Origin of the sequence: Nonomuraea sp. NPDC004580 (assembly GCF_040609855.1) — a bacterium.
Taxonomy (GTDB): domain Bacteria; phylum Actinomycetota; class Actinomycetes; order Streptosporangiales; family Streptosporangiaceae; genus Nonomuraea; species Nonomuraea salmonea.
On the sequence record NZ_JBEXLH010000098.1, the window covers coordinates 1 to 20,905 of the forward strand.

Below are 20,905 nucleotides of genomic sequence, written 5' to 3' on the forward strand. Positions count from 1 at the left end.
CCATGACGAGCCGGGGCCTGCTACCGGGCGCTCCGATGCTTACCCGGACGGGACTTTCACCCGCAGGCCTGGACCAGCTTCCAGGACGCAACATGTCCCCCACCCTACAACCGGATAGCCGCTCGATTCGGATGATCGATCCGAGACTCAGGAGGTCGCGGACAGCGCGCGCAGCAGCACGTCGGTGAGATCGTCGAGGTAGGTGGGCCCCGGCTCGGCGGCGCGGACGGCGAGCCGCCAGTAGACGGGGGCGGCGATCAGGTCGAGCGCCAGGTCGATGTCGGTGTCGCGGGGCAGCTCGCCGCGCTCGACGGCGCGCCGGAAGATCTCCGCCGTGCGTTCCCGCTTCGGCTCGCCGGCCAGGAGCCCCACGACCTCGCCCAGCTCGGGGTCGCGCGCCATCTCGGCCACCAGGTCGGGCAGGATGCGCGCGAAGCGCGGGTGGGTCAGCCACTGGGTGAGGACGCCGAGCGAGGCGCGCAGGTCACCACGGAGCGTGCCGGTGTCGGGCACGCTGATCATGGCGATGCTGTACGCGCGGATCACCCCCATCGCCATCTCCTGCTTGGACGGCCAGCGGCGATAGAGCGCGCTCTTGCCGACGCCGGCCCGTTTGGCGACCGCCTCCATCGACAGCCGGGCGTAGCCGTTCTCGGCCAGCTCGTCCAGCACGGCTTCGGTGATGGCCTCGGTGACCTGGGGCTGCAGCACGGCTGCGCCGGTGGGAGTGCGGCGGCTCATGGGTGCAGTCTAGCGATTGGACGGGACGGTACCGTCTCGTCTATGGTTTACGACGGGACGGTACCGTATCGTCCTGACCAAGGAGGAGAACTGTGCAAGCCACTGAGCTGATCGAGCACGGCGTCGAGCTGCTGCTGGCCAAGGACATGGCGGGGTTCGCGGGGTTGTGGGCCGAGGACGGGGTGATCGAGTTCCCGTTCGCGCCCGCCGGGTATCCGCCCAGGGTGGAGGGGCGTGCGGCGATCCGGGAGTACCTGCGCGGCTACCCGGACATCTACGACATCCGGGAGGTTGCCAGGAAGGTGATCCACCGGACCGAGGACCCGGAGGTGGTGGTCGTGGAGCTGGAGGTGGCCGGGATCGTGCCACGCAGCGGGAAGCCGTACCGGATGGATTATGTGGCGATCGTCACCGTGCGGGACGGCGAGATCCAGCACTACCGCGACTACTGGAACCCGTTGCAGGCCGCCGAGGCGCTGGGCGGGCTCGAGTCGTTCACGGGCGCGTTCGCGGGCGGTGCCGCTTGAGCGAGGTGCTGGTGATCGGCGCGACAGGGACGACAGGCTCGCGGGTGACGGCCTTTCTGTGCGAGCGCGGGGTGCCGGTCCGGCCGGCGAGCCGTAAGGGCGATCTGCCGGGGTTCGTGCGCTTCGGCTGGGCGGCGCCGGAGACCCACGCCCCGGCGCTGGCCGGGGTGCGGGCCGCCTATGTGCTGCCGCCGATCGGGGTGACCGAGCCGGTGCCGCTGGTGGAGCCGTTCCTGCACGAGGCCCTACGCCAGGGGGTGCGCCGCGTGGTGCTGCTCGGCACGTCGGCGCGGCCGGAGCGGACGCCGGGGGCGGCGGCGCTGTACGACCTGGTCCGTACGGTGATGCCGGAGTGGACGGTGCTGCGCCCGTCGTGGTTCATGCAGAACTTCACCGGCGAGGCCGTCGCGCTGCGCCGCCGCGACGGCGAGCTGATCTCCGCGACGGGCGGCGGCCGGGTGGCGTTCGTGGACGCGGGCGACATCGCGGCGGTCGCCGGGCACGCCCTGACGGATCCGGTGCCGCACGACACCGACCACGTGCTGACCGGCCCGGAGACGCTCACGTATGACGAGGTGGCCGCGCTGCTCACCGAGCTGGGCGCCGGCCCGCTGCGCCACCGCCCGGTCACGCCGGACGAGCTCGCCGCGCACTTCGCCGCCCACGGGATGCCCGGGGAGTTCGCCGCCCTGCTCGCCGCCCTGGACGCCGACATCGGCATGGGCACCGAGGACCGGGTGACGGACACGGTCGGACGCGTCACCGGCCGCCCGCCGCGCACCTTCCGCGAGTGGGCGGTCAGCGAGCTCCGCTGAACTCGAGCGCGCGAACGGACAGCCGGCCGCCGGGCGAGCCCCGCTCGGTGACCCGCGGCCCCATCAAACCCGACAAGGCGGTATATTTCGTAAACCTACTAAATTGGTAAGCAATGGTGGAGTTTACGTTGAACAGGAAGTTCGCCGGCGTCGCGGTCGCACTGGCCCTCGCACTCGCCGCGTGCGGCTCCGGCCCGGAGGACGCCTCGCCCAGCGGCCCGGCCCAGCCGGCCACGATCGAGATCGGTTCCCTCTACGAGCCGCAGAACCTCGACAATACCGCCGGCGGCGGCCAGGGCATCACGGAGGCGTTCAACGGCAACGTCTACGAGGGCCTGTTCCGGCTGACCGACGCGGGCAAGGTGGAGCCGCTGCTGGCCGAGAGCCACACGGTCTCGGACGACGGCCTGACCTACACCTTCAAGCTGCGCAAGGGCGTGACGTTCCACTCGGGCAAGGCGCTGACCGCGGCCGACGTGAAGGCCGGCATCGAGCGCGTGACGGCCGAGGACTCCCAGTCGGCGCGCAAGGGCAACCTGGAGGTCATCAAGTCGGTCGAGGCGCCCGACGACGGCACGGTCGTGGTGACGCTGAAGCACCGCTCGATCTCACTGGTCTACAACCTGAGCTACGTGTGGGTGGTCAACGCCGACGCCAAGGACAGGGCGACCACGGCCGACGGCACGGGGCCGTACAAGCTGGGGGCGTGGAAGCGCGGCTCGACGCTCAGCCTGGAGCCCTTCCCCGGCTACTGGGGCGCCAAGCCGGCCAACGGCGGCGTGGTCTTCCACTACTTCACCGACGCGTCCGCGCTCAACAACGCGCTGCTGACCGGCGCCGTGGACGTGGTGACCAGCCAGCAGAGCCCGGACGCGCTCTCGCAGTTCGACAACAACCCGGACTACAAGGTCAGCGAGGGCAAGTCGACCACGAAGCTGCTGCTCGCGTTCAACGACCGCAAGGCGCCGTTCGACAAGCCGCAGGTGCGCAGGGCCGTCGCGGCGGCCGTCGACGACGCCAAGCTGCTGGAGTCGGTGTGGGCCGGGCACGGCACGCCGATCGGCTCGATGGTGCCGCCCACCGATCCCTGGTACGAGGACCTGACCTCGCTCGACACCTACGACGTCGAGGCCGCCAAGCGTGAGCTGGCCGCGGCCGGTTACCCCAAGGGCTTCCGCTTCACCCTGGACACGCCCAACTACGACCCCCACCCGACGGCCGCCACGTTCATCAAGAGCGAGCTGGCCAAGGTCGGTGTCACCGTGGACATCAACGTCATCACCGCCGACGAGTGGTACACGAAGGTCTACAAGAACCACGACTTCGCCGCCACCCTCCAGGAGCACGTCAACGACCGCGACGTGGTCTGGTACGGCAACCCCGACTTCTACTGGGGTTATGACGATGAGCAGGTCACGAAGTGGATCGACGAGGCCGAGCAGGCGCCGAGCGAGGCTGAGCAGACGGAGCTGCTGAAGAAGGCCAACAGGAAGATCGCCGAGGACGCCGCCAGCGACTGGCTCTACCTGTACCCGCAGATCGTGGTGGCCGCCTCCGGCCTGTCGGGCTACCCGGTCAACGGGCTCAACTCGCAGTTCTACGCCTACGGGATCAAGAAGGGCTGATGGGGCGCTACCTGCTGCGCCGTACCGCGTTCCTGCTGGCCTCGCTGCTGCTGGCGGCGTCGCTGCTGTTCGTGCTGCTGCGGTTGCTGCCGGGCGACCCGGCCAACGCGCTGCTACCGATGGGCGCGACGCCCGAGCAGATCGCGGCGGCGCGCCGCGAAACCGGCTCCGACCTGCCGCTGGCGCAGCAGTACGCGGCCTGGCTGGGCGACCTCGCCCGGCTCGACCTCGGCACCTCCTACATCAGCAAGCTGCCGGTGGGCGAGGAGATCTCGGCCCGGCTGGCGGTCACGGTGCCGCTGACGCTGCTGGCGTTCGCGCTGGCGGTGGTGGTGGCGCTGCCGGTCGGGTTCGTGGCCGCGCACAAAGCGGACCGCTGGTACGGCGCGCTGCTCAGCGGCTTCTCGCAGCTCGGCATCGCGGTGCCGGTGTTCTGGATCGGGATGCTGCTGGTGACGGTGTTCGCGCTGAAGCTGCGGCTGCTGCCGGCCGGCGGCTTTCCGCGCCAGGACTGGGCGGAGCCGGGCCGCGCGCTGACCTCGCTCGCGCTGCCGGTCGTCACGATCGCGCTGGTCATGTCGGCGTCGCTGATCCGGTACGTCCGCGCGGCCACGCTCGACGTGCTGACCGCCGACTACCTGCGCACCGCGCGGGCCATGGGCGAGTCGTTCGGCGGCGCGATGTGGCGGCACGGGCTGCGCAACGCGGCCGTGCCGGTCATCTCGATCCTGGGCATCGAGCTGGCGACGACGTTCCTGGGCGCGGTGGTGGTGGAGAGCGTGTTCGCGCTGCCCGGGCTCGGCACGATGCTGGTCAAGGGCATCGCCGAGCACGACTATCCGGTGATCCAGGGCGTGCTGGCGGTCAGCACGCTCACGGTGCTGGTGATCGGCTTCGCCGCCGACGTGGTGCAGCGGCTGGTCGATCCCCGGCTGCGGACCAGGCTGGGGCGCTCATGAGGAAGTCGTTCCTGACGGGCTGCGTGCTCGTCGGCCTGGTGGTGGTCGTGGCGGCGGTGTCGCTGGTGTGGCTGCCGTACGATCCGGCCGACACCTCGGGCGGGCGGCTGGCCCCACCGGGCGGCGATCACCTGCTCGGCACCGACAAGCTGGGCCGTGACCTGCTGACCCAGCTGATGATCGGCGCCCGCATCGCGCTGGCGGCCGGCGCCGGGTCGGTGCTGCTGGGCGGGCTGCTCGGCGTGGCGGCGGGCCTGGCGGCCGGGTTCGCCACCCGCTGGCTGGACGACGCGCTGGCCGCGGTGCTCGACGCCCTCATCGCCTTCCCGACGCTGCTGCTGGCCATGCTGGTGGTGGCGGTGCGCGAGGCGTCGCTCGGCTCGGCGATCCTGGCCATCGGCCTCGCCATGTCGGCGGTGGTGGCCCGGCTGACGCGGGTGCTGGTCAAGCGGGTGCTCTCGCAGGACTACATCACCGCCGCGCGCACCTCGGGCAGCTCGTGGCCGCGGGTGATCGCGGAGCACGTGCTGCCGAACATCTGGCCGACGCTCCTGGTGAACCTGGCCCTCCAGCTCGGCCTGGCGGTGCTGGCCGAGGCGTCGCTGTCGTACCTGGGGCTCGGCCCGCCTCCGCCGAACGCCTCATGGGGCCGGCTGCTGCAGGAGGCGCAGGCCACGGTGCTGACGGCGCCGGTCGGCGCGATCGCGCCAGGCGTGCTGCTGGTGGTGCTGGTCATCGGCGCGAACCTGCTCGCCGACGGGCTGCGCGACCTGGGCGGAGGGAGGTCCCGATGAGCGAGCTGCTGGCGGTGGAGCAACTGTCCGTACGCCGCCCCGACGGCCACGAGCTGATCCACGACCTGTCGTTCACCCTCGCGCCCGGCGAGCGGCTCGGCCTGATCGGCGAGTCCGGCTCGGGCAAGTCGCTGACCGCGCTGGCCGTGCTCGGCCTGCTGCCGCCCGGCCTGACCGCGCACGGCAGCGTGCTGCTGGCGGGCACGCAGGTCGTCGGCGCGCCCGAAAGGCGGCTCGACCGGCGGCTCGACCGGCTGCGCGGCCAGGCGGCGGCCGTCGTCTTCCAGGAGCCGCTGACCGCGCTCGACCCGCTGATGCGCGTCGGCAGGCAGGTGGCCGGGCCGATCCGGCGGCGGCGCGGGCTGCGCGGCGCCGCGCTGCGCTCGGCGGTGCTGGCCGCGCTGGAGGAGGTGGCCCTGCCCGAGCGGGTCGCGCGGGCGTACCCGCACGAGATCTCCGGCGGGCAGCGGCAGCGGGCGGCGATCGCGATGGCGCTGGCCTGCGAGCCGGCACTGCTGATCGCCGACGAGCCGACCACGGCGCTGGACGTCACCGTGCAGGCCGAGGTGCTGGCGCTGCTGGACCGGCTGATCGCGGCCAGGGACATGGCGCTGCTGTTCATCGGGCACGACCTGGCGGTGGTCGCGGGCGTCGCGGACCGGCTGATCGTGCTGAAGGAGGGCTCCGCGGTGGAGTCGGGAAGGACGCGGGACATCGTGCGCGAACCGGGCCACCCCTACACCCGATCCCTGGTGGACAGCGCCAGGGAGCTGGAGGCTGAGCTGGATCGGATGGCGCCGTGACGATCATGGAGGCGCGGGACGTCGGCTACGCCTACCGGGGCGGAGCGGCGGTGCTGTCGGAGGTGTCGCTGGAGGTGACGCGCGGGCGCAACCTGGCGATCGTCGGCGAGTCAGGCGCGGGCAAGACGACGCTGCTGCGGCTGCTGCTCGGCCTGGCCAGACCCACGTCGGGGCAGGTGCTGTTCGACGGCAGGCCGGTGACGTCCACGCGGGACCGGGAGTTCCGGCGTGCCGTGCAGCCGGTGTTCCAGGATCCGTACTCGTCGCTGGACCCCCGCCAGCGCGTGCGCAGGATCGTCTCGGAGCCGCTGCGGGCGCTGCGCGCCTGCCCGCGCGACGAGATCGGCGACCGGGTGACGGAGGCGCTGCGGGCCGTCGGCCTGCCCGCCGACGCGGCCGAGCGGTACCCGCACGAGTTCTCCGGCGGGCAGCGGCAGCGCGTCGCGATCGCCAGGGCCATCGTGTGCGAGCCCCGGGTGCTGCTGGCCGACGAGCCGGTCAGCGCGCTGGACGTGTCGACCCGGGTGCGGGTGGTGGAGCTGCTGAAACAGCTCAGCGCCGGCCGGGACCTGACGGTCGTGATGGTCTCGCACGACCTGGCGGTGGTGGCCGCGCTGTGCCAGGAGATCGCGGTCATCGAGAAGGGCTCGATCGCCGAACGCGGCGCCGCCTCGGACGTGCTGGGCGCGCCGTCGCATCCGTACACGCGGCGGCTGGTCGAGAGCGTGCCGAGACTGAGCAGGTACTGACGCCTCAGCGGTCGGGCGGCAGGCGCAGCGCGATGACCGCGATGTCGTCGAGCCCGGTCGTCGGCAGGCCGCTGAGCACCTGGTCACAGAAGCGTTCCACGGGGCAGCGGGCGAGCGAGCCGGCCAGGCGGCGCAGCCGTTCGAGCCCGTCGTCGAGGTTCTCGCCGGGCCGCTCGATGAGGCCGTCGGTGTAGAAGAGCACCGTGGAGCCGGGCGGCAGCGGCTCGACCGTGGAGCGGCAGCCGTCCTCGTTGGGGATGCCGAGCAGCGGGTTGACGCAGCTCTCCAGGAAGCGGCCGATGCCGTCCTCGGTGACGAGCAGCGGCGGCGGGTGGCCGGCGACCGCGTAGTTGAGCTGGTGGCGGCCGCCGTACTCCTCGATCCTGGCCAGCGCGCAGGTGGCCGTCACCTCGTACGAGAGCGAGCCCATGGCGATGTTGAGCCGGGTGAGGATCTCCCCCGGCGGCTCGCACCGGTCCATGGCGAGGGCCCGCAGCATGTTGCGGAGCTGGCTCATGGTGACGGCGGCGCCGAGGTCGTGGCCGGCGACGTCGCCGATGGCCATGACGGGGACGCCGTCCGGGAGGATGAACGAGTCGTACCAGTCGCCGCCGATCTCGGCCGCGGCCGGGCTGGCCCGGTAGCGGGCCTCGAAGCGCAGGCCGGCCAGCCTCGGCGGCGCGGCCAGCAGGCTGTGCTGCAGGGCCAGCGCGATCTGCTGGGTGCGCTGGAAGCGGATGGCGCTGCTGAGCGCGTCGTGCGCGTGGTCGAACATGCGGCTCAGCAGCGCGGCGTCCGTCCGGCTGATCGGCGGGCGGTCGCCGCAGGTCATCAGCGTCACGACGGCCGGGACCACGCCGTCCACCACGACGGGCAGCACGAGCAGGCTGTTGGCCTTGTTCGCCACCATCCACTGCTGTGACCAGGACGGCGCCAGGCCGGGCGGCGGGCAGCCGGGCGGGAACCTCCTCGACAGCGGGCGGCGCCGCCGCGCCGCCTGCACGAGCGCGTTGTCCGGCGGCAACCGCTCCTCGCTGTACGGCGGCAGCCGGTGCAGCCCCGGCCGGGCGGCTGTGGCGACCCGCTCGACCACGAACGGCGCCCCGCCGTGCTGCTCGCCGGTGAGGTCGGTGACGAGGTGCACCCCGCAGCCGTCGGCGATCTCCGGCACGATGACGGCGGCGACCGCCCCGAGCATCTCCTCCAGGTTGGTCAGGTCGGCCGTGGCCGCGGCGGCGCGGTCGAGCAGCTGCTGGGCCCGCTGCTCCTGCCACTGCTGCTCGACGTCGGCACAGGTGCCCACCCACTCGACCAGCCTGCCGTGCTCCTTGATGGGCACACCTTTGACCTCGAAGTGCCGGTAGGAGCCGTCGGCGGTGTGCAGCCGGTAGGCGTGCTCCCACAGCTCCATCGTGGCGACGGTGTTCTCCCAGGACGCCACCGTGGCCTCGCGGTCGTCGGGGTGCACCATCTTGAGCCAGCCGCGCCCCTGGTAGTCCTCCCAGGGCTGTCCCGTCACGCGCTCCCAGCTCGCGCTGTGCTCGATGACGTCCCCGGTGGGCCCGGCGACCCAGAAGATCTGCGCGCTGACCTGCATGAGGCTCTGGTAGCGGCGCAGGATGTGGCTGCGCTCGTTGGCGAGGGCCTGCACCTGCTGGGCGACCGTGATCTGGTCGGTGACCTCCATCGTGACCACCAGCACGCCGCGCTCTCCCGCCCCGTAGGACAGCCGCGACAGACTGGAGGTGAAGAACCGGTCCTCCTCGTCGGTGCTGGCCGGCGCGGCGGTGAGCACGACCGGCTCGCCGGTGGCGTAGACCTGGTCGAACAGCTCGCGGTAGTGCTGCCGGTAGTCGTCGGCGAACAACTCAGGCAGCGGCGAGCCGATCGGGCGGTCGCCGAACTGCGCCCGATACGTGACGTTGGTGTAGACGAGCTGATGATTCGCCCCTCGCGTCACCGCCACGCCGACGGGTGCCGGGTCCAGCACCTCGAACGACAGCCCGCTGGTTTCGCGATCACACTCATCCCCCATCGTGACCTCCCCCGATGGCCACATCTGCCCTCATGCCTACCCGTGTCGGGACCGCGCGGAACGCCCTTTTCGCCCCTCCATCAGAGGGCGTTGAAGGTCTCTTCCGCGCGGTCCCGTTTCGTGAACAGCTCCCAGGCCACCCCGGCGATGACGTCCGGGTCGAGGGTGTGACCGCTCAGGCCGCCGAAGCGCTCAGGGGCGGCGGCGATCTGCCGGTGGATGTCGCCGCGCTCGACCACCCCGCCGATCGTCAGGCTGCCGGCGTAGACGCCCTGCGCGGCGAGGGCGGCGTTGAGCGTCAGCGCGTACGTGCGCAGCGCCGCGGCGGCCGGCGCCAGCGCGCCGAGCGGCGGCATGGGCAGGACGGCGCTGAGCCCGCCGGCGTACAGCAGCCCGCCCTCGCCCCTTTCCACCATGCCGGGCAGCACGTGACCGGTGACGTCGACGGCCGCGTACGCGATGGCCATCGCCTGCCTGACGTCGTCGGAGGTGGTCTCGGTGATCGGCTCCGGCACCCGGCTGACGTCGGTGGCGCCGGGGCCGTAGTAGAGCAGGTCGATCGGGCCGAACCTGGCGGTGATCTCGTCCAGGGCCGCCAGGACGCGCTCGCGGTCGTACACGTCGGCGGCGAAGGCGGCGGCCTCGACGCCCGCTTCGGCGAGGGCGGCGACGTAGGCGGGGTGGCGGTCGGGTGAGCGGGAGATCAGGCCGACGGCATGACCCTCCCTGCCGAAGCGGTGGGCCATGGACATGCCGAGGCCGGGGCCGGCTCCGATGACGACGGCGGTCTTGCGCACGGTTCCTCCAGAATAAGTTGAGGTGTTCCTCAAGTTGGGCTGACCGTATCACGAAACTTGAGGGTTCGCTCACTTTCGTATGATGGGGGACATGGCAGCCGGACCCAAGCCGCTGCGGTCTGATGCCGCGCGCAACCGCGACAAGCTCCTGGTCGCGGCCACCGAGATCTTCGCCGACCGCGGCATCGACGCTCCCCTCGAACACATCGCCCGCCGCGCCGGCGTCAGCATCGGCACCCTCTACAACCACTTCCCGACCCGCGAGGCGCTGCTGGCGGAGGTCCTGCCGCAGCAGCTGGCCGCGCTCGAGCGCATCTCCGCCGACGCCATGGCCGAGCCCGACCCGTGGGACGGGTTCGTGGTGTTCCTGGAGGGGCTGTTCACCCTGCAGTCGCAGGACCAGATGCTCAACGACGCGCTGACCCAGGGGTTCACGCTGGCCACCGACGTGAGCCAGGCGTGCCGCCAGGGCTCTCTCGACGCCGAGCGGATCATCGCGCGGGCCCAGGAGGCCGGGCGGCTGCGCGCCGACTTCACCATGGCCGACCTGGTCACCCTGATCTGGGCGATGTCGCAGGTCATCCGCGAGACGATGGACAGCGCGCCGGGCACCTGGCGGCGCGTGCTGTCCTTCTTCCTCGACGGGCTGCGCGCCGAGGCCGCCCATCCGCTGCTGCCCGGAGCGCCCTCCGTTGTGACGGACAACCGTCCGTAGAACGACCGCTTGGCAACGCCGACGTCACTTCCCCCGTACGCTGGACCCTGTCAGCGCGGCTGGCGTGGGCACCGTTATGCTCACCCGGCCGCCGCTGTGCGGACATACGGCCGCGACGGTTGAGAGTCGGGTCCTGCGGGACCCCGACGCAGGGAGGCGTTTCCATGGCACGTGCTGACATCGGCCCCGACTTCATCGAGGCGCTCGCACGCGGTCTCGACGTCATCAGGGTGTTCCAGCCGGGCCGGCCGGTCATGTCGCTGACCGAGGTGGCCACCGCCGCCGGGCTCGCCAGGCCCACCGCCCGCCGCATCCTGCTCACCCTGCAGGAGCTCGGCTACGCCCGCAGCGAGCCGCGCGGCTACGCGCTGACGCCGCGCGTGCTGGAGCTGGGCGTCTCCTACGTGCGGTCGATGGGGCTGTGGGAGGTGGCAAGGCCGCACATGGAGCGGCTGGTGGAGCAGACGCGCGAGTCCTGCTCCATCGCCCAGCTCGACGGCTCCGACATCGTGTACGTCGCCCGCGTCGCCGTCCCCAAGATCGTCACCCTGTCGGTGCAGATCGGCACCCGCTTCCCCGCGCTGCAGACGTCGCTCGGCAAGGTGCTGCTGGCCGCGCTGCCGCCCGAGGAGGTCGATCGGGTGCTGGCCGAGCCCAGCCGGTCCGGCGTCGAGCCGCGCTGGCGTCCCGGCGTGGCCGAGCGGGACGCCGCGCTGCGCGAGGTCAGGGCCAAGGGCTGGGCGCTGACCGACGAGGAGCTGGCGCTCGGCATCCGCAGCGTGGCGGCGCCGCTGCGCGACGGGCTCGGCAACGTGATCGCCGCCCTCAACGTCAACGCCCACGCCGCCGAGACCTCGGTCGAGCGCCTCGCCGAAGAGCACCTGCCGTTGCTCCTCAAGACGGCGGGCGCGATCAGCGCCGACTGGGCCGCCTACGAAGGCGTCCCCCACGCCACGACGACCTCCTGAGGCCCGTCACGGTGGGGTGAGGACCAGACGGCCGGAGGTCGTGCCGGCGCTCTGGCGTTCCCACGCCGTGGCGACGTCCTCCAGCGGGATCGCCTCGTGGTCCACCTGGAGGCGCCCCGATGCCGCCAGCTCCGCGACCTTCGGCACGGCGGCGGCCCGCTGTTCCCTGGTCAGCTCGTTGTTGGTGTAGCCGAGCAGGCGCAGCGAGCGGCTGCGCAGCGTGGAGGAGCCGAGCGGGGAGGTCTCGCCGGCCGAGCCGCCCAGGTTGACCAGGCGTCCGTGCGGGCGGAGCACGCGGAGAGCGGCGGCGGCCGGAGCGCCGAAGAGGGGGTCGAGGACCAGGTCGAGCGGGCCGTCGCAGGCGGCCGACAGGCGTTGCGCCAGCTCGGCCACGTCGTCGGTGCCGAGCGCGACGACGGCGTCGGCGCCGGCCTTCCGGGCACGTTCCCGCCCCGCGGCCGAGCGGGCGGCGGCCACGACCCGGCGCGCGCCGGCGACCCTGGCGAGCTGGACGGCGGCCTGCCCGACCACGCCGCCCGCGCCCAGCACCAGCACCTGCTCCCCGGCGGCAAGCTCGCCGCGCCAGGTCAGTGCCCGGTACGCGGCCACCGCCGACAGCCCGAGCGCCGCCACCGCGACGGGATCGGCGTCACCGGGCAGTTCGACGAGGTCTCCGGCGGGCACGCGGGCCAGCTCAGCCATGCTCCCGTCGCCCGGCGCCATCCCGGCCGGCGTGGGGAACCACACCAGCCGCCCGTCCGCCGTCCCGACCCCCTGCACGCCGGGGACGTACGGCGTAGCAGGCGCCCCGAAGTAGGAGGCCCCGCCCGCGCACAGCAGGTCGAGCGGTGTGATGGGCGCGGCGAGCACCCGCACGAGCAGTTCCCCCGCCCCCGGCGAGGGGGCGGGGCGGTCGGCCGGGCGCGGCGGCCGGCCGCACGTGTCGATCTGCGCGGCCCGCATCAGGTGGCGATGTCCGGATACGGCAACTGGTGGTGCGCGAGCCGCTGCGCGTACTCCAGCTGGAAGCCCAGCGGCTCGCTGTAGTCGCGCTCGAACATCGCGATGAACAGCGTCAAGGTGAGGAACGGATGCGCGCCCAGCTCGAACAGCTTGGGGTAGTCGTGGCCGGCCAGCGCCTCACGTTCGACGTCGTCGAAGCGCAGCCAGGTGGACGACTCGCCGGAGTGGCAGCCGAGAATGCGGTTGGCGTACTCGCTCTCCCACCACTCGACGGTGGCGCGGGGCTGCTCGCGGTAGCGCTCGACCAGCTCGGGGTCGCGATCGACGGTGAAGAGGAACTTGTTCAGCAGGTACTTGCTCATGCGCGGCCGCCTCCGTTGGGGTACCAGGTGAAGTACGCCTCCATGGTGTGGAACAGGTCGTAGGTGTCCACGTAGTCGGCCTTGCGGCCCTCCCCGGCGACCCCCATCATCAGCATGAAGTCCATGAAGCCGTGGGTGGCGTTGCCCGGGTTCCACAGGCTGTCGAGGGTGACCTCCGACAGGCAGCCCTCGATGTCGCCGGTGGAGATCCACTCGACGGCCCTGCGGTCGAAGTCGGGGTCTGGGCCGTGCGGGCCGAACTGGCGGGGGCCGCCCAGCTCCAGCGACAGGTGCCCGGTGCCGATGACCGCCACCCGCTGGTTGCCCGGCCACGACTCGACCAGCTCGCGGATGGCCTGGCCGAGCTGGATGAAGCGTTTCGGCTGCGGCAGCGGCGGGGCGAAGATGTTGGTGTAGACGGGCACGATCGGCAGGTCGTTCTGCGGGCGCAGGGTGATGATCGGGCACGTGATGGAGTGGTCGATCCGCAGCTCGTTGGAGAAGGCGAGGTCGAAGCCCATGTCCATGCCGCCGCGCAGCAGGTGCGCCGACAGGTCCTCCTGGCCCTGGAAGAGCATGCGGGGCAGGCCGAACTCGCGTTCCTCGTTGTAGAAGTTCGCGTCGTAGAAGGGTGCCTTTCCGACCAGGAACTGCGGCATGTTGTCCAGCCAGAACTGGTGGAAGTGGTCGGAGCCGACCATGACGAGGACGTCGGGATTCGCCCGCGTCAACGTCTCGCGGAAGGCTTCGACCTTGCGTACCCACTCGTCGGCGAACGGCGGCCGGTCCTCCCCCGTCGAGGTGGAGGCGCGGTAGTAGAACGGGTGGTGGGTCGACGCGATGACCGCGACGAGTTCAGCCATGCGAACCTCCGTAGGGCTCGGGGTCGATGGGCCGGTTGTTGAGGTCCACCGACAGGAAGATGTCGTTGGCGACGGGGTTGCGCAGCTCCTCGGCGAGCTGCCCGATGAGCCCCGCGGTCCTGGCCAGCAGGGCGAACGCGCGCAGCAGCTCCAGGGGCAGACCGAGGTCGGCGAGCGCGGCGCCGCACACCCCCGCGCCGTTGAGCGGCAGGGTGCGGCCGAGCACCTGGGGGTGCGCGCGGCCGATCGCGGCGAACAGCGACAGGTGGGGGCCATAGAGGCCCTCCTCGGCGGCGATCTCGAACAGCCTGGGCGTGCGCGGGTCGCCGTCCTTGTGCACGTGGTGGCCCAGGCCGGGGATGAGCTTGCGTTCCTCGCGGCGGGCCCGCACGGTGCGCAGGGCTAGGGCGTCCCAGCCGGCGTCGTCGGCGGGCAGCGGGTCGCCGTGCTCGCGCAGCACGTCGTTCAGGAAGCGCCCGCAGTCCTCGGTGACGCCGAGGAAGCGCGAGCCGCCGCCGAGCAGCCCCGCCGCCAGCGCCCCCTGGACGGAGTCGGGCGCCGACAGGTACGTCAGCCGCGTCACGATCGCGGTCGGCGTGAACCCGTGGTCGGCCAGCGCGGCCAGCACCGCCTCGAAGACGCGTACCTCGCCGGGCGACGGGCGGCGCTGGGTGGCCAGCCAGAACGCCAGCTCGCCGAAGCCCACCTCGCCCATGACGTCGTTCGCCAGATCCTGCCCGAGCAGGGTGATCGTCTTCAGCGACGACGCTCCGAGCGCCGTCGGGTAGTCGCGCTCGCTCACGCCCGCTCCTCCCCTGCATCGCCCGCCCCGGTGAGCCACTTGCGCAGTTCCGCGCCGTGCTCGTCGAGCTCCGGTGGCGGCAGCGTATAGCTGACCGGCGTCTGGGAGAACCTGATGGGGTTACGGGTGGTCGGCACCGCCCGCTCGCCCGCGCCGACCTCGACCACCGGGTCCAGCCCGAACCGCTCGGCCATCGCGAACCCGCCGTCGATGGTCTGGATAGGACCGCTCGGCACGCCGGCCTCGACCAGCAGCTCGAACCACTCGACGGCGCCCCTGGCGGCCAGCCGCTCGACGAGGACGGGGCGCAGCTCGTCGCGGTTGGCGGTGCGGTCGGCGTTGCGGGCGTAGCGCGGGTCGTCGGCGATCTCGGGGATGCCGAGCACCTCGCACAGCTTGCGGAACTGGCCGTCGTTCGCGGCGGTGACGATCAGGTCGTCGTCGGCGGTGGGCAGCGGCTCGTACGGGAACACGCTCGGGTGCGCGTTGCCCATCCGGAACGGCACCTCGCCGCCCGCCACGTACGCGGAGCTGTGGTTGACCAGCCCGGTCAGCGCCGAGGACAGCAGGTTGATCTCGACGTGCTGCCCGCGCCCTGTGGCGTCGCGGTGCCGCAGCGCGGCCAGGATGCCGATGACGGCGTGGTTGCCCGCCATGACGTCGAAGACGGAGATGCCGGCCCGGTACGGCGGCCCGTCGGGCTCGCCGGTGAGGCTCATCAGGCCGGAGATGGCCTGCACCATGAGGTCGTAGCCGGGCACGCGGGCGCCCTTGCCGGAGCCGAACCCGCTGATGGAGGCGTAGACGACGCCCGGGTTGGCGGAGGTGACGGCGTCGTAGTCGAGACCGTATTTGGCCAGGCCGCCGGGGCGGAAGTTCTCGATGAGCACGTCGGCGCGCCTGGCCAGCTCCCTGGCCACCTCGGCGTCGCCCTCGTCGCGCAGGTCGAGCGCGATCGAGCGCTTGCCCCGGTTGACGCCCAGGTAGTAGGTGGACACCTCGCCCCGGGTGGGCGGCATCCAGCCGCGGGTGTCGTCGCCCTTGGGGCCCTCGACCTTGACGACGTCGGCGCCCAGGTCGGCCAGCAGCATCGTGGCGTACGGGCCGGCCAGGATCCGGGAGAAGTCGGCCACCAGGACGCCGGACAGCGGCCCGCCCCCCGCCGGCCCGTTCGTTGCGGCGTCTGGTGTCATCCGGCCTTCCCTTCGTTCGATACGTTCGTTCAGCGGACAGATGTCCGCAATCGGGATTCTGACATACGTCGGCATGCTTGGGCCACAGCAGCGGGCGCCCTTGACACCAGGCGGGGCACTCGTAGAGTTACGGCAAAGCAAATGACCGTTGTGCGGACATATGTTCGCGAGGTCTGCGTGCCCGTGCCGTGAGGAGTTCCTACGATGACCGAGTTCGAGGCCGGGCGGCCCCTGGTGCTGCGCGGCGGCACCGTGCTGCCCATGGACGGCAGGCGGGTGCTGACCGAGACGGACGTGCTGGTCACCGGCGACGAGATCACCGCCGTCGGCCCCGCGCTCGAGGTGCCCGAGGGCACCGCCGAGATCGACGCCACGGGGGGCATCGTCATGCCCGGCATGATCGACACCCACCGGCACATGTGGCAGACCGCGATGCGCGGCTACGGCGCCGACTGGACGCTGACCCAGTACTTCGTCTGGTACTACCTGGAGTACGGCAAGCTGTTCAGGCCCGAGGACATCCACGCGGGCAATACCCTGGCCGCCATCGAGGCGCTCGACGCCGGCGTCACCACCGTCGTCGACTGGTCACACGGGCTGCGCACCCCCGACCACGCCGACGCCGCCGCCGACGCGCTGCAGACCGTGCCCGGCCGGTACGTGCTGGCGTACGGCAACATCCAGGCGCCGCCCGCCGAGTGGACCACCGCGCCCGAGTTCCGCGACTTCGTCCGCCGCCGCGCCACCGGCGACGACCTGCTCGGCTTCCAGATCGCCTTCGACGTGCTCGGCGACCCGTCCTTCCCCGAGAAGCCCGCCTTCGAGGTGGCCCGCGACCTCGGCGTCAGCGTCACCACGCACGCCGGCGTCTGGGGCGCCACCAGCGACGAGGGCATCAGGCTCATGTACGAGCAAGGCTTCATGACCCCCGGCACCGTCTACGTGCACGCCGCCTCCCTGTCGGCCGACTCCTACCACCGCATCGCGGCCACCGGCGGCTCCATCTCCGTCTCCACCGAGAGCGAGCAGAGCGCCGGCCAGGGCTACCCGCCCACCTGGGCGATCCGCCGGCACGGCATCCCGGTCTCGCTGTCGATGGACACCAGCGTCTGGTGGAGCGGCGACCTGTTCTCCGCCATGCGCACCACGCTCGGCGCCGACCGCTCCCGCGAGCACCTGGAGGCGCACGCCAAGGGCGAGACCGTCACGCACGCCGCGCTCCGCGCCGACCAGGTGGCGCAGTGGGCGACCAGGGGCGGCGCCGAGGCCATCGGGCGCGACGACCTCGGCGTCGTCGAGCCGGGCAAGAAGGCCGACCTCGTGCTCATCAAGAACGATCAATCGCCGGTGTCGTTCCCGCTGCTCAACCCGTTCGGGCACGTGGTGTTCCAGGCTCAGCGCGGCGACGTGCACACGGTGCTGGTCAACGGGCGGGTGGTCAAGCACGAGCACCGGCTGGTCGGCATCGACCTCGCCGCCGCCCGCGCCGAGGTGGACAGGACCGTCGAGTATCTGCGCGGGGAGATGGGCGAGGAGGCGTGGGAGCAGGGCATGAACCCGGACATCCCCACCGCCGAGGTGCTCGACAACCCGTACACGTACACGGACTACCGCAGCGACGCCACCCATCGTCTCTGATCATCCGCGCACTTCCGCGCCCTTCCGCGCCGGCACGCCCGCCCGCTGTACGGAGGCTCGCTATGCGCCGGCTCGCTGTGCGGGCGCTTTTGCGGCGGCGCGGGAGCTTTCCGTGGCGGCGCGGAAGGACGCGCGGTAGGTCTGCGGCGTCACGCCTGCCACCCGCTTGAACCGCTCCCTGAACGCGGTGGCCGAGCCGAACCCGGCCTGCGCCGCGATGCGCTCCACGCCGTGGCCGGTGGTCTCCAGCAGGAACTGCGCCCGCCGTACGCGGGCCCGCAGCAGCCACTGCAGCGGCGTGGTGCCGGTCTGCTCGCGGAAGCGGCGGCTGAACGTACGCTCGCTCAGCCCGCCGCGCCGCGCCATGTCGGCCAGCGTCACGTCCCTGGCCAGGTTGTCCTCGATCCACGCCAGCACCGGCTCCAGCTGTGAGCCGCGCGGCACCGGCGGCTGCGCGTGCACGATGAACTGCGCCTGCCCGCCCTCGCGCTCCAGCGGCATCACCGACAGGCGGGCCGCGTCGGCGGCCACCGCCGAGCCGAAGTCGCGGCGGATCATGTGCAGGCACAGGTCGAGCCCGGCGGCGGCGCCCGCCGAGGTGAGGATCTGCCCGTTGTCGACGTAGAGCACGTCGGGTCGCACGTCCACCCGCGGGAACCTCCGGGCCAGCCGGTCGGCCGCGAGCCAGTGGGTGGTCGCGCCTCGCCCGTCGAGCAGGCCCGCCGCGGCCAGCGTGAAGGCGCCCACGCAGATGGAGGCGATGCGGGTGCCGTCTCGTGCCGCCGCACGCAGCGCGTCCAGGACGTCCTCGCCCGGTGGCGTGCCCCGTTCCGACTGGCCCGGCACCATGATCGTGTCGGCTTCGCGCAGCGCTTCCAGCCCGTGCGGCGCGGAGATCATGAACGTGTCGGTCGCGACCTGCGGCTCCGCCGCGCACACCAGCACCCGGTACGGGCGGCGCCCGTCGGCCAGCCGCGCCCGCCCGAACGCCTCGATCGGCACGCCCAGGTCCGCCGCCACCACATGGTCCGTCGCGAGAACCGCCACCGTGTGCATGCCCGCCACCGTAGCCGAGATCCCGCCACGCATGAATGCCCAGGTGGTCCGCCTGCGCCTGGATTCAGCCTTGGCTGACCGGTTGGCGAGAACCCGTCGGAGATTGTCGATCCAGCCACTGGGATGCTCCCCCGCCGCCGCCCTAACGTGGGCCGCCGACGAAAGGAGCATCTCTTCATGCACGTTCACGTGGTCCTGTTCGACGGGTTCGACCCGCTCGACGCCCTCGGCCCGTACGAGGTCCTGCAAGCGGCCGCCCTTGCCGGCGGTGACGTCACGGCCGAGCTGGTCACCGCCGAAGGTCCCCGCGAGGTGCCCAGCGGCATCCCGCCCCTCACGCTGCGCGCCACCGGCACACTCGATCCGGCCGCCGCCGACGTGGTCATCATCCCGGGCGGGGCCGGCGCGCTGTCCGGCGACGGGGAGCACACCGTGCAGGCCGTGCTCGCCCGTACGCTGGAGACCGGCCTGCCCGCCCTCGCCAAGCAGGCGCTCGACCAGGAGGGCACGCTGGTCGCCACCGTGTGCGGCGGCTCGCTCATCCTCGCCATGGCCGGCCTCCTCACCGGCCGCCACGCCACCACCAACCACCAGGGGCTGGACGCCCTCGCCGCGACCGGCGCCCGCCCGGTGCGGGCCCGGCTGGTGGACGACGGCGACCTCGTCACGGCCGCCGGCATCACCTCAGGCGTCGACCTGGCCCTCTACCTGGTCGAACACAAGATCGGCCCGCAGATCGCGCACGCCGTGGAAACGCTGTTCGCCCACGAACGCCGCGGCACCGCCTGGTCCCCCACCGGCCCCACCGCCGCTTGGTAAGGCCCACCCATGCCCCACACCCCACCCCGAACAGCTCCCTGCCCCTTGATCCGCGCCTCGGACGCTGGGGGTCGGTCGTGACGAAGGTGTTGTTGTCGTTGCACGTGCTGGCCGCCATCGTCGCGGTCGGGCCGATCACGGTTGCGGCCTCCATGTTCCCTGCGGCGGTGCGGCGGGCGCACGCGGCCGGGGCGGATGCCGCCTCCGTCGCCTCCGTACGGCTGCTGCACCGCATCTGCCGCGTCTACGCCGTGCTCGGCCTGGCCGTCCCGGTGTTCGGGTTCGCGACGGCGAGCAGCCTCGGCGTCCTCACCGACGCCTGGCTGATCGTCTCGATCGGGCTCACCGCGATCGCCGCCGGAGTGCTGGCCCTGGCCGTCCTGCCGGGCCAGGAGCGGCTGCTGAGCGGGGTCGATGACGGCACGACCGCCCGGCTCGGGATGGTGACCGGCGTCTTCAACCTGCTCTGGGCCGTCGTGACCGTCCTGATGATCGTCCGCCCCGGCTCCACGACGGGGGTGTGAGCGTGAACCGGCGACCCCTGCGCATCGCCGCCGCCGTCGAGCTCGCCTCGCTCGTCGTCCTGCTGGGCAACCTGCTCACCGTGCACCTGCCCGCGATCTCATCGCTGGCGGGGCCGGTGCACGGGTGCGCGTACCTGTTCACGGTCGTCGCCGCCGCCCGCGACCCCCGCCGTAGGCTCCCCGCCACCCTCGTCGCCTGGCTGCCCGGCATCGGCGGCCTGCTCGCCCTGCGACTGCTCGCCAGAACTCCCTCGGAGCGTCAGGGCACGTAGTGGGCGACGCCGAGACCGAACGACCAGTCGATCGACTCGTTCTCGGTCAGCGAGACGAGCACGTTGTGCGGCTCGGTGCCCGCGTACGTCGGGCGGGATGCCGACGGTCTCCGCCATCGCGTCACGGACGGCACGGCCGGGCGCGGCGAGCCGGATGAGGGGCGGCCGGAGCGGATGGACGAGGCCCGGGACGTCTACCGGCGCTCGGTGTCCGGCTCGATCGCCTGGCGCGACCGCGACAGCGTGCGCGGCTGGTTCGACGGGCTGGAGCTGCTGGAGCCGGGAGTGGTGCCGGTGCAGCACTGGCGCGACGACGCCCCGCACCCGGCACCCGGCCTGGAAAGGGCGGCGTCCTGGGCGCGGTCGGCCGCCTGCGCGGCTGACGCGCGTACACCGTGCGACATCTGCCCGGCTGGCACGCAGGCCCGCCCTCCCGCATCTGCCCGGCAGACACGCAGGCCCGCCGTCGCGGGGCGGCGGGCCGTGAAGGTCAGTGGGCGGGGCGGTTGCGGAGGAGGTCGGTGACCGTGGGGGCGCGCATCATGTGCGGGTCGAGGAGTTCGGCGCGGCGCCGGGGGATGCCGCCGGCCAGGGCGGCCTCGGTGAGGGCGGCCTTGACCCAGCGGGCGTCCACGGGGTGCCCGTCCTCCTGCCTGATCAGCGGCTCACCCGGCGTCCTGGACGACGACAGTGTCCGCAGCAGGGTCCTGGCCGGCGCCGGGATGGGGAAGGCGACGAGGTCGCCGCGCCCGTCGGGGACGGTGACGATGGCGGGCTCGCCGGCGGTCACCGCCCGCAGGTCCTGCAACGTGATGCCGGCCAGCGCCGCGACAGGCGCGCCTGTGGCGTCGAGCAGCGCGACGACGGCGGCCTCTGCGGGCCTGC

25 protein-coding genes are annotated in these 20,905 nt (G+C 72.5%); 14 read left to right on the forward strand and 11 right to left on the reverse strand.

Features of this window, described 5'->3' with window-relative positions:
- Positions 1–147: 147 nt before the first annotated feature.
- Positions 148–741, reverse strand: coding sequence for a TetR/AcrR family transcriptional regulator (locus tag ABZW11_RS44400; protein ID WP_355431962.1), 594 nt, complete (start codon positions 739–741; stop codon positions 148–150).
- Between the two features lie 92 nt (positions 742–833).
- Between ABZW11_RS44400 and ABZW11_RS44405 the strand changes: the two genes are divergently transcribed.
- The 7 genes from ABZW11_RS44405 (at position 834) to ABZW11_RS44435 (ending at position 7,013) form a co-directional block, all read left to right on the forward strand.
- Positions 834–1,268, forward strand: coding sequence for a nuclear transport factor 2 family protein (locus tag ABZW11_RS44405; protein ID WP_355431964.1), 435 nt, complete (start codon positions 834–836; stop codon positions 1,266–1,268).
- 5 nt (positions 1,269–1,273) lie between these two features.
- On the forward strand, positions 1,274–2,083 hold the full coding sequence (locus tag ABZW11_RS44410) for an ergot alkaloid biosynthesis protein (RefSeq protein ID WP_355432020.1): 810 nt from the start codon (positions 1,274–1,276) through the stop codon (positions 2,081–2,083).
- Between the two features lie 128 nt (positions 2,084–2,211).
- Entirely contained in the window at positions 2,212–3,708 is a 1,497-nt protein-coding gene (locus ABZW11_RS44415; RefSeq protein ID WP_355431967.1) for an ABC transporter substrate-binding protein, read from the forward strand.
- Positions 3,708–4,667, forward strand: a complete 960-nt coding sequence (locus tag ABZW11_RS44420) for an ABC transporter permease (RefSeq protein ID WP_355431970.1) — start codon at positions 3,708–3,710, stop codon at positions 4,665–4,667. The genes ABZW11_RS44415 and ABZW11_RS44420 overlap by 1 nt, the downstream gene beginning before the upstream one ends.
- Positions 4,664–5,461 (forward strand): ABC transporter permease, encoded by a 798-nt coding sequence (locus tag ABZW11_RS44425; protein WP_345404548.1) that lies wholly within the window; start codon positions 4,664–4,666, stop codon positions 5,459–5,461. Before ABZW11_RS44420 ends, ABZW11_RS44425 begins: the two co-directional genes overlap by 4 nt.
- Positions 5,458–6,264 (forward strand): ABC transporter ATP-binding protein, encoded by an 807-nt coding sequence (locus ABZW11_RS44430; RefSeq protein ID WP_355431974.1) that lies wholly within the window; start codon positions 5,458–5,460, stop codon positions 6,262–6,264. Before ABZW11_RS44425 ends, ABZW11_RS44430 begins: the two co-directional genes overlap by 4 nt.
- Positions 6,265–6,269: 5 nt before the next feature.
- Entirely contained in the window at positions 6,270–7,013 is a 744-nt protein-coding gene (locus tag ABZW11_RS44435) for an ABC transporter ATP-binding protein (RefSeq protein ID WP_355432023.1), read from the forward strand.
- A 4-nt stretch (positions 7,014–7,017) separates the two neighbouring features.
- Here the strand turns inward: ABZW11_RS44435 and ABZW11_RS44440 are convergent, their stop codons facing one another.
- Both ABZW11_RS44440 and ABZW11_RS44445 read right to left on the reverse strand, forming a co-directional pair.
- Positions 7,018–9,048: a SpoIIE family protein phosphatase gene (locus tag ABZW11_RS44440; protein ID WP_355431976.1), complete on the reverse strand. Its 2,031-nt coding sequence runs from the start codon at positions 9,046–9,048 to the stop codon at positions 7,018–7,020.
- A gap of 80 nt (positions 9,049–9,128) precedes the next feature.
- Positions 9,129–9,845: an SDR family NAD(P)-dependent oxidoreductase gene (locus tag ABZW11_RS44445; protein ID WP_355431979.1), complete on the reverse strand. Its 717-nt coding sequence runs from the start codon at positions 9,843–9,845 to the stop codon at positions 9,129–9,131.
- Positions 9,846–9,936: 91 nt separating this feature from the next.
- On the opposite strand from ABZW11_RS44445, the gene ABZW11_RS44450 reads away from it, so the two are divergent.
- The gene (locus ABZW11_RS44450) at positions 9,937–10,560 is read left to right on the forward strand and encodes a helix-turn-helix domain-containing protein (protein ID WP_355431982.1); all 624 of its coding nucleotides are present in this window, start codon (positions 9,937–9,939) and stop codon (positions 10,558–10,560) included.
- Positions 10,561–10,724: 164 nt separating this feature from the next.
- Entirely contained in the window at positions 10,725–11,528 is an 804-nt protein-coding gene (locus tag ABZW11_RS44455) for an IclR family transcriptional regulator C-terminal domain-containing protein (RefSeq protein WP_355431985.1), read from the forward strand.
- 6 nt (positions 11,529–11,534) lie between these two features.
- Here the strand turns inward: ABZW11_RS44455 and ABZW11_RS44460 are convergent, their stop codons facing one another.
- Genes ABZW11_RS44460 through ABZW11_RS44480 form a run of 5 tightly spaced genes read right to left on the reverse strand, consistent with a single transcriptional unit; the run spans position 11,535 to position 15,711 of the window.
- On the reverse strand, positions 11,535–12,491 hold the full coding sequence (locus ABZW11_RS44460) for a zinc-binding alcohol dehydrogenase family protein (protein ID WP_355431988.1): 957 nt from the start codon (positions 12,489–12,491) through the stop codon (positions 11,535–11,537).
- Positions 12,491–12,853, reverse strand: coding sequence for a hypothetical protein (locus ABZW11_RS44465; RefSeq protein ID WP_355431990.1), 363 nt, complete (start codon positions 12,851–12,853; stop codon positions 12,491–12,493). The genes ABZW11_RS44460 and ABZW11_RS44465 overlap by 1 nt, the downstream gene beginning before the upstream one ends.
- A complete protein-coding gene (locus ABZW11_RS44470; protein WP_355431993.1) occupies positions 12,850–13,716 on the reverse strand; it encodes an extradiol ring-cleavage dioxygenase in 867 nt (288 codons plus the stop codon). Before ABZW11_RS44470 ends, ABZW11_RS44465 begins: the two co-directional genes overlap by 4 nt.
- Positions 13,709–14,518, reverse strand: coding sequence for a citryl-CoA lyase (locus ABZW11_RS44475; RefSeq protein ID WP_355431996.1), 810 nt, complete (start codon positions 14,516–14,518; stop codon positions 13,709–13,711). The genes ABZW11_RS44470 and ABZW11_RS44475 overlap by 8 nt, the downstream gene beginning before the upstream one ends.
- The gene (locus ABZW11_RS44480) at positions 14,515–15,711 is read right to left on the reverse strand and encodes a CoA transferase (protein WP_355431999.1); all 1,197 of its coding nucleotides are present in this window, start codon (positions 15,709–15,711) and stop codon (positions 14,515–14,517) included. The genes ABZW11_RS44475 and ABZW11_RS44480 overlap by 4 nt, the downstream gene beginning before the upstream one ends.
- Before the next feature lie 204 nt (positions 15,712–15,915).
- Between ABZW11_RS44480 and ABZW11_RS44485 the strand changes: the two genes are divergently transcribed.
- A complete protein-coding gene (locus ABZW11_RS44485; RefSeq protein WP_355432002.1) occupies positions 15,916–17,349 on the forward strand; it encodes an amidohydrolase family protein in 1,434 nt (477 codons plus the stop codon).
- A 60-nt stretch (positions 17,350–17,409) separates the two neighbouring features.
- Here ABZW11_RS44485 and ABZW11_RS44490 read toward each other — a convergent pair whose 3' ends face one another.
- The gene (locus ABZW11_RS44490) at positions 17,410–18,405 is read right to left on the reverse strand and encodes a helix-turn-helix domain-containing protein (protein ID WP_355432004.1); all 996 of its coding nucleotides are present in this window, start codon (positions 18,403–18,405) and stop codon (positions 17,410–17,412) included.
- Positions 18,406–18,582: 177 nt separating this feature from the next.
- On the opposite strand from ABZW11_RS44490, the gene ABZW11_RS44495 reads away from it, so the two are divergent.
- The 3 genes from ABZW11_RS44495 to ABZW11_RS44505 all read left to right on the forward strand — a co-directional run bounded on the left by ABZW11_RS44495 (position 18,583) and on the right by ABZW11_RS44505 (position 20,020).
- Positions 18,583–19,224, forward strand: coding sequence for a DJ-1/PfpI family protein (locus tag ABZW11_RS44495; RefSeq protein WP_355432007.1), 642 nt, complete (start codon positions 18,583–18,585; stop codon positions 19,222–19,224).
- A gap of 77 nt (positions 19,225–19,301) precedes the next feature.
- Positions 19,302–19,748, forward strand: a complete 447-nt coding sequence (locus tag ABZW11_RS44500) for a hypothetical protein (protein ID WP_355432010.1) — start codon at positions 19,302–19,304, stop codon at positions 19,746–19,748.
- A gap of 2 nt (positions 19,749–19,750) precedes the next feature.
- On the forward strand, positions 19,751–20,020 hold the full coding sequence (locus ABZW11_RS44505; protein ID WP_355432012.1) for a hypothetical protein: 270 nt from the start codon (positions 19,751–19,753) through the stop codon (positions 20,018–20,020).
- Here the strand turns inward: ABZW11_RS44505 and ABZW11_RS44510 are convergent.
- Complete coding sequence (locus ABZW11_RS44510) at positions 20,008–20,145, reverse strand: hypothetical protein (protein ID WP_355432025.1); 138 nt, start codon at positions 20,143–20,145, stop codon at positions 20,008–20,010. The genes ABZW11_RS44505 and ABZW11_RS44510 overlap by 13 nt on opposite strands.
- Here ABZW11_RS44510 and ABZW11_RS44515 point away from each other — a divergent pair.
- Positions 20,096–20,545, forward strand: a complete 450-nt coding sequence (locus ABZW11_RS44515) for an SAM-dependent methyltransferase (RefSeq protein ID WP_355432014.1) — start codon at positions 20,096–20,098, stop codon at positions 20,543–20,545. The two genes, ABZW11_RS44510 and ABZW11_RS44515, sit on opposite strands and share 50 nt — an antisense overlap.
- Here ABZW11_RS44515 and ABZW11_RS44520 read toward each other — a convergent pair.
- Positions 20,511–20,905, reverse strand: a 395-nt coding sequence (locus ABZW11_RS44520) for a hypothetical protein (RefSeq protein WP_355432017.1), incomplete at its 5' end; no start/stop codon positions are given. The genes ABZW11_RS44515 and ABZW11_RS44520 overlap by 35 nt on opposite strands.

Excerpts from the sequence above, each read along its gene's own strand:
- ABZW11_RS44400 (WP_355431962.1), bottom strand. The coding sequence starts at position 741 with ATGAGCCGCCGCACTCCCACCGGCGCAGCCGTGCTGCAGCCCCAGGTC.
- ABZW11_RS44420 (WP_355431970.1), top strand. The coding sequence starts at position 3,708 with ATGGGGCGCTACCTGCTGCGCCGTACCGCGTTCCTGCTGGCCTCGCTG.
- ABZW11_RS44425 (WP_345404548.1), top strand. The coding sequence starts at position 4,664 with ATGAGGAAGTCGTTCCTGACGGGCTGCGTGCTCGTCGGCCTGGTGGTG.
- ABZW11_RS44430 (WP_355431974.1), top strand. The coding sequence starts at position 5,458 with ATGAGCGAGCTGCTGGCGGTGGAGCAACTGTCCGTACGCCGCCCCGAC.
- ABZW11_RS44435 (WP_355432023.1), top strand. The coding sequence starts at position 6,270 with ATGGAGGCGCGGGACGTCGGCTACGCCTACCGGGGCGGAGCGGCGGTG.
- ABZW11_RS44440 (WP_355431976.1), bottom strand. The coding sequence starts at position 9,048 with ATGGGGGATGAGTGTGATCGCGAAACCAGCGGGCTGTCGTTCGAGGTG.
- ABZW11_RS44450 (WP_355431982.1), top strand. The coding sequence starts at position 9,937 with ATGGCAGCCGGACCCAAGCCGCTGCGGTCTGATGCCGCGCGCAACCGC.
- ABZW11_RS44455 (WP_355431985.1), top strand. The coding sequence starts at position 10,725 with ATGGCACGTGCTGACATCGGCCCCGACTTCATCGAGGCGCTCGCACGC.
- ABZW11_RS44460 (WP_355431988.1), bottom strand. The coding sequence starts at position 12,491 with ATGCGGGCCGCGCAGATCGACACGTGCGGCCGGCCGCCGCGCCCGGCC.
- ABZW11_RS44465 (WP_355431990.1), bottom strand. The coding sequence starts at position 12,853 with ATGAGCAAGTACCTGCTGAACAAGTTCCTCTTCACCGTCGATCGCGAC.
- ABZW11_RS44470 (WP_355431993.1), bottom strand. The coding sequence starts at position 13,716 with ATGGCTGAACTCGTCGCGGTCATCGCGTCGACCCACCACCCGTTCTAC.
- ABZW11_RS44480 (WP_355431999.1), bottom strand. The coding sequence starts at position 15,711 with ATGACACCAGACGCCGCAACGAACGGGCCGGCGGGGGGCGGGCCGCTG.
- ABZW11_RS44485 (WP_355432002.1), top strand. The coding sequence starts at position 15,916 with ATGACCGAGTTCGAGGCCGGGCGGCCCCTGGTGCTGCGCGGCGGCACC.
- ABZW11_RS44490 (WP_355432004.1), bottom strand. The coding sequence starts at position 18,405 with ATGCACACGGTGGCGGTTCTCGCGACGGACCATGTGGTGGCGGCGGAC.
- ABZW11_RS44495 (WP_355432007.1), top strand. The coding sequence starts at position 18,583 with ATGCACGTTCACGTGGTCCTGTTCGACGGGTTCGACCCGCTCGACGCC.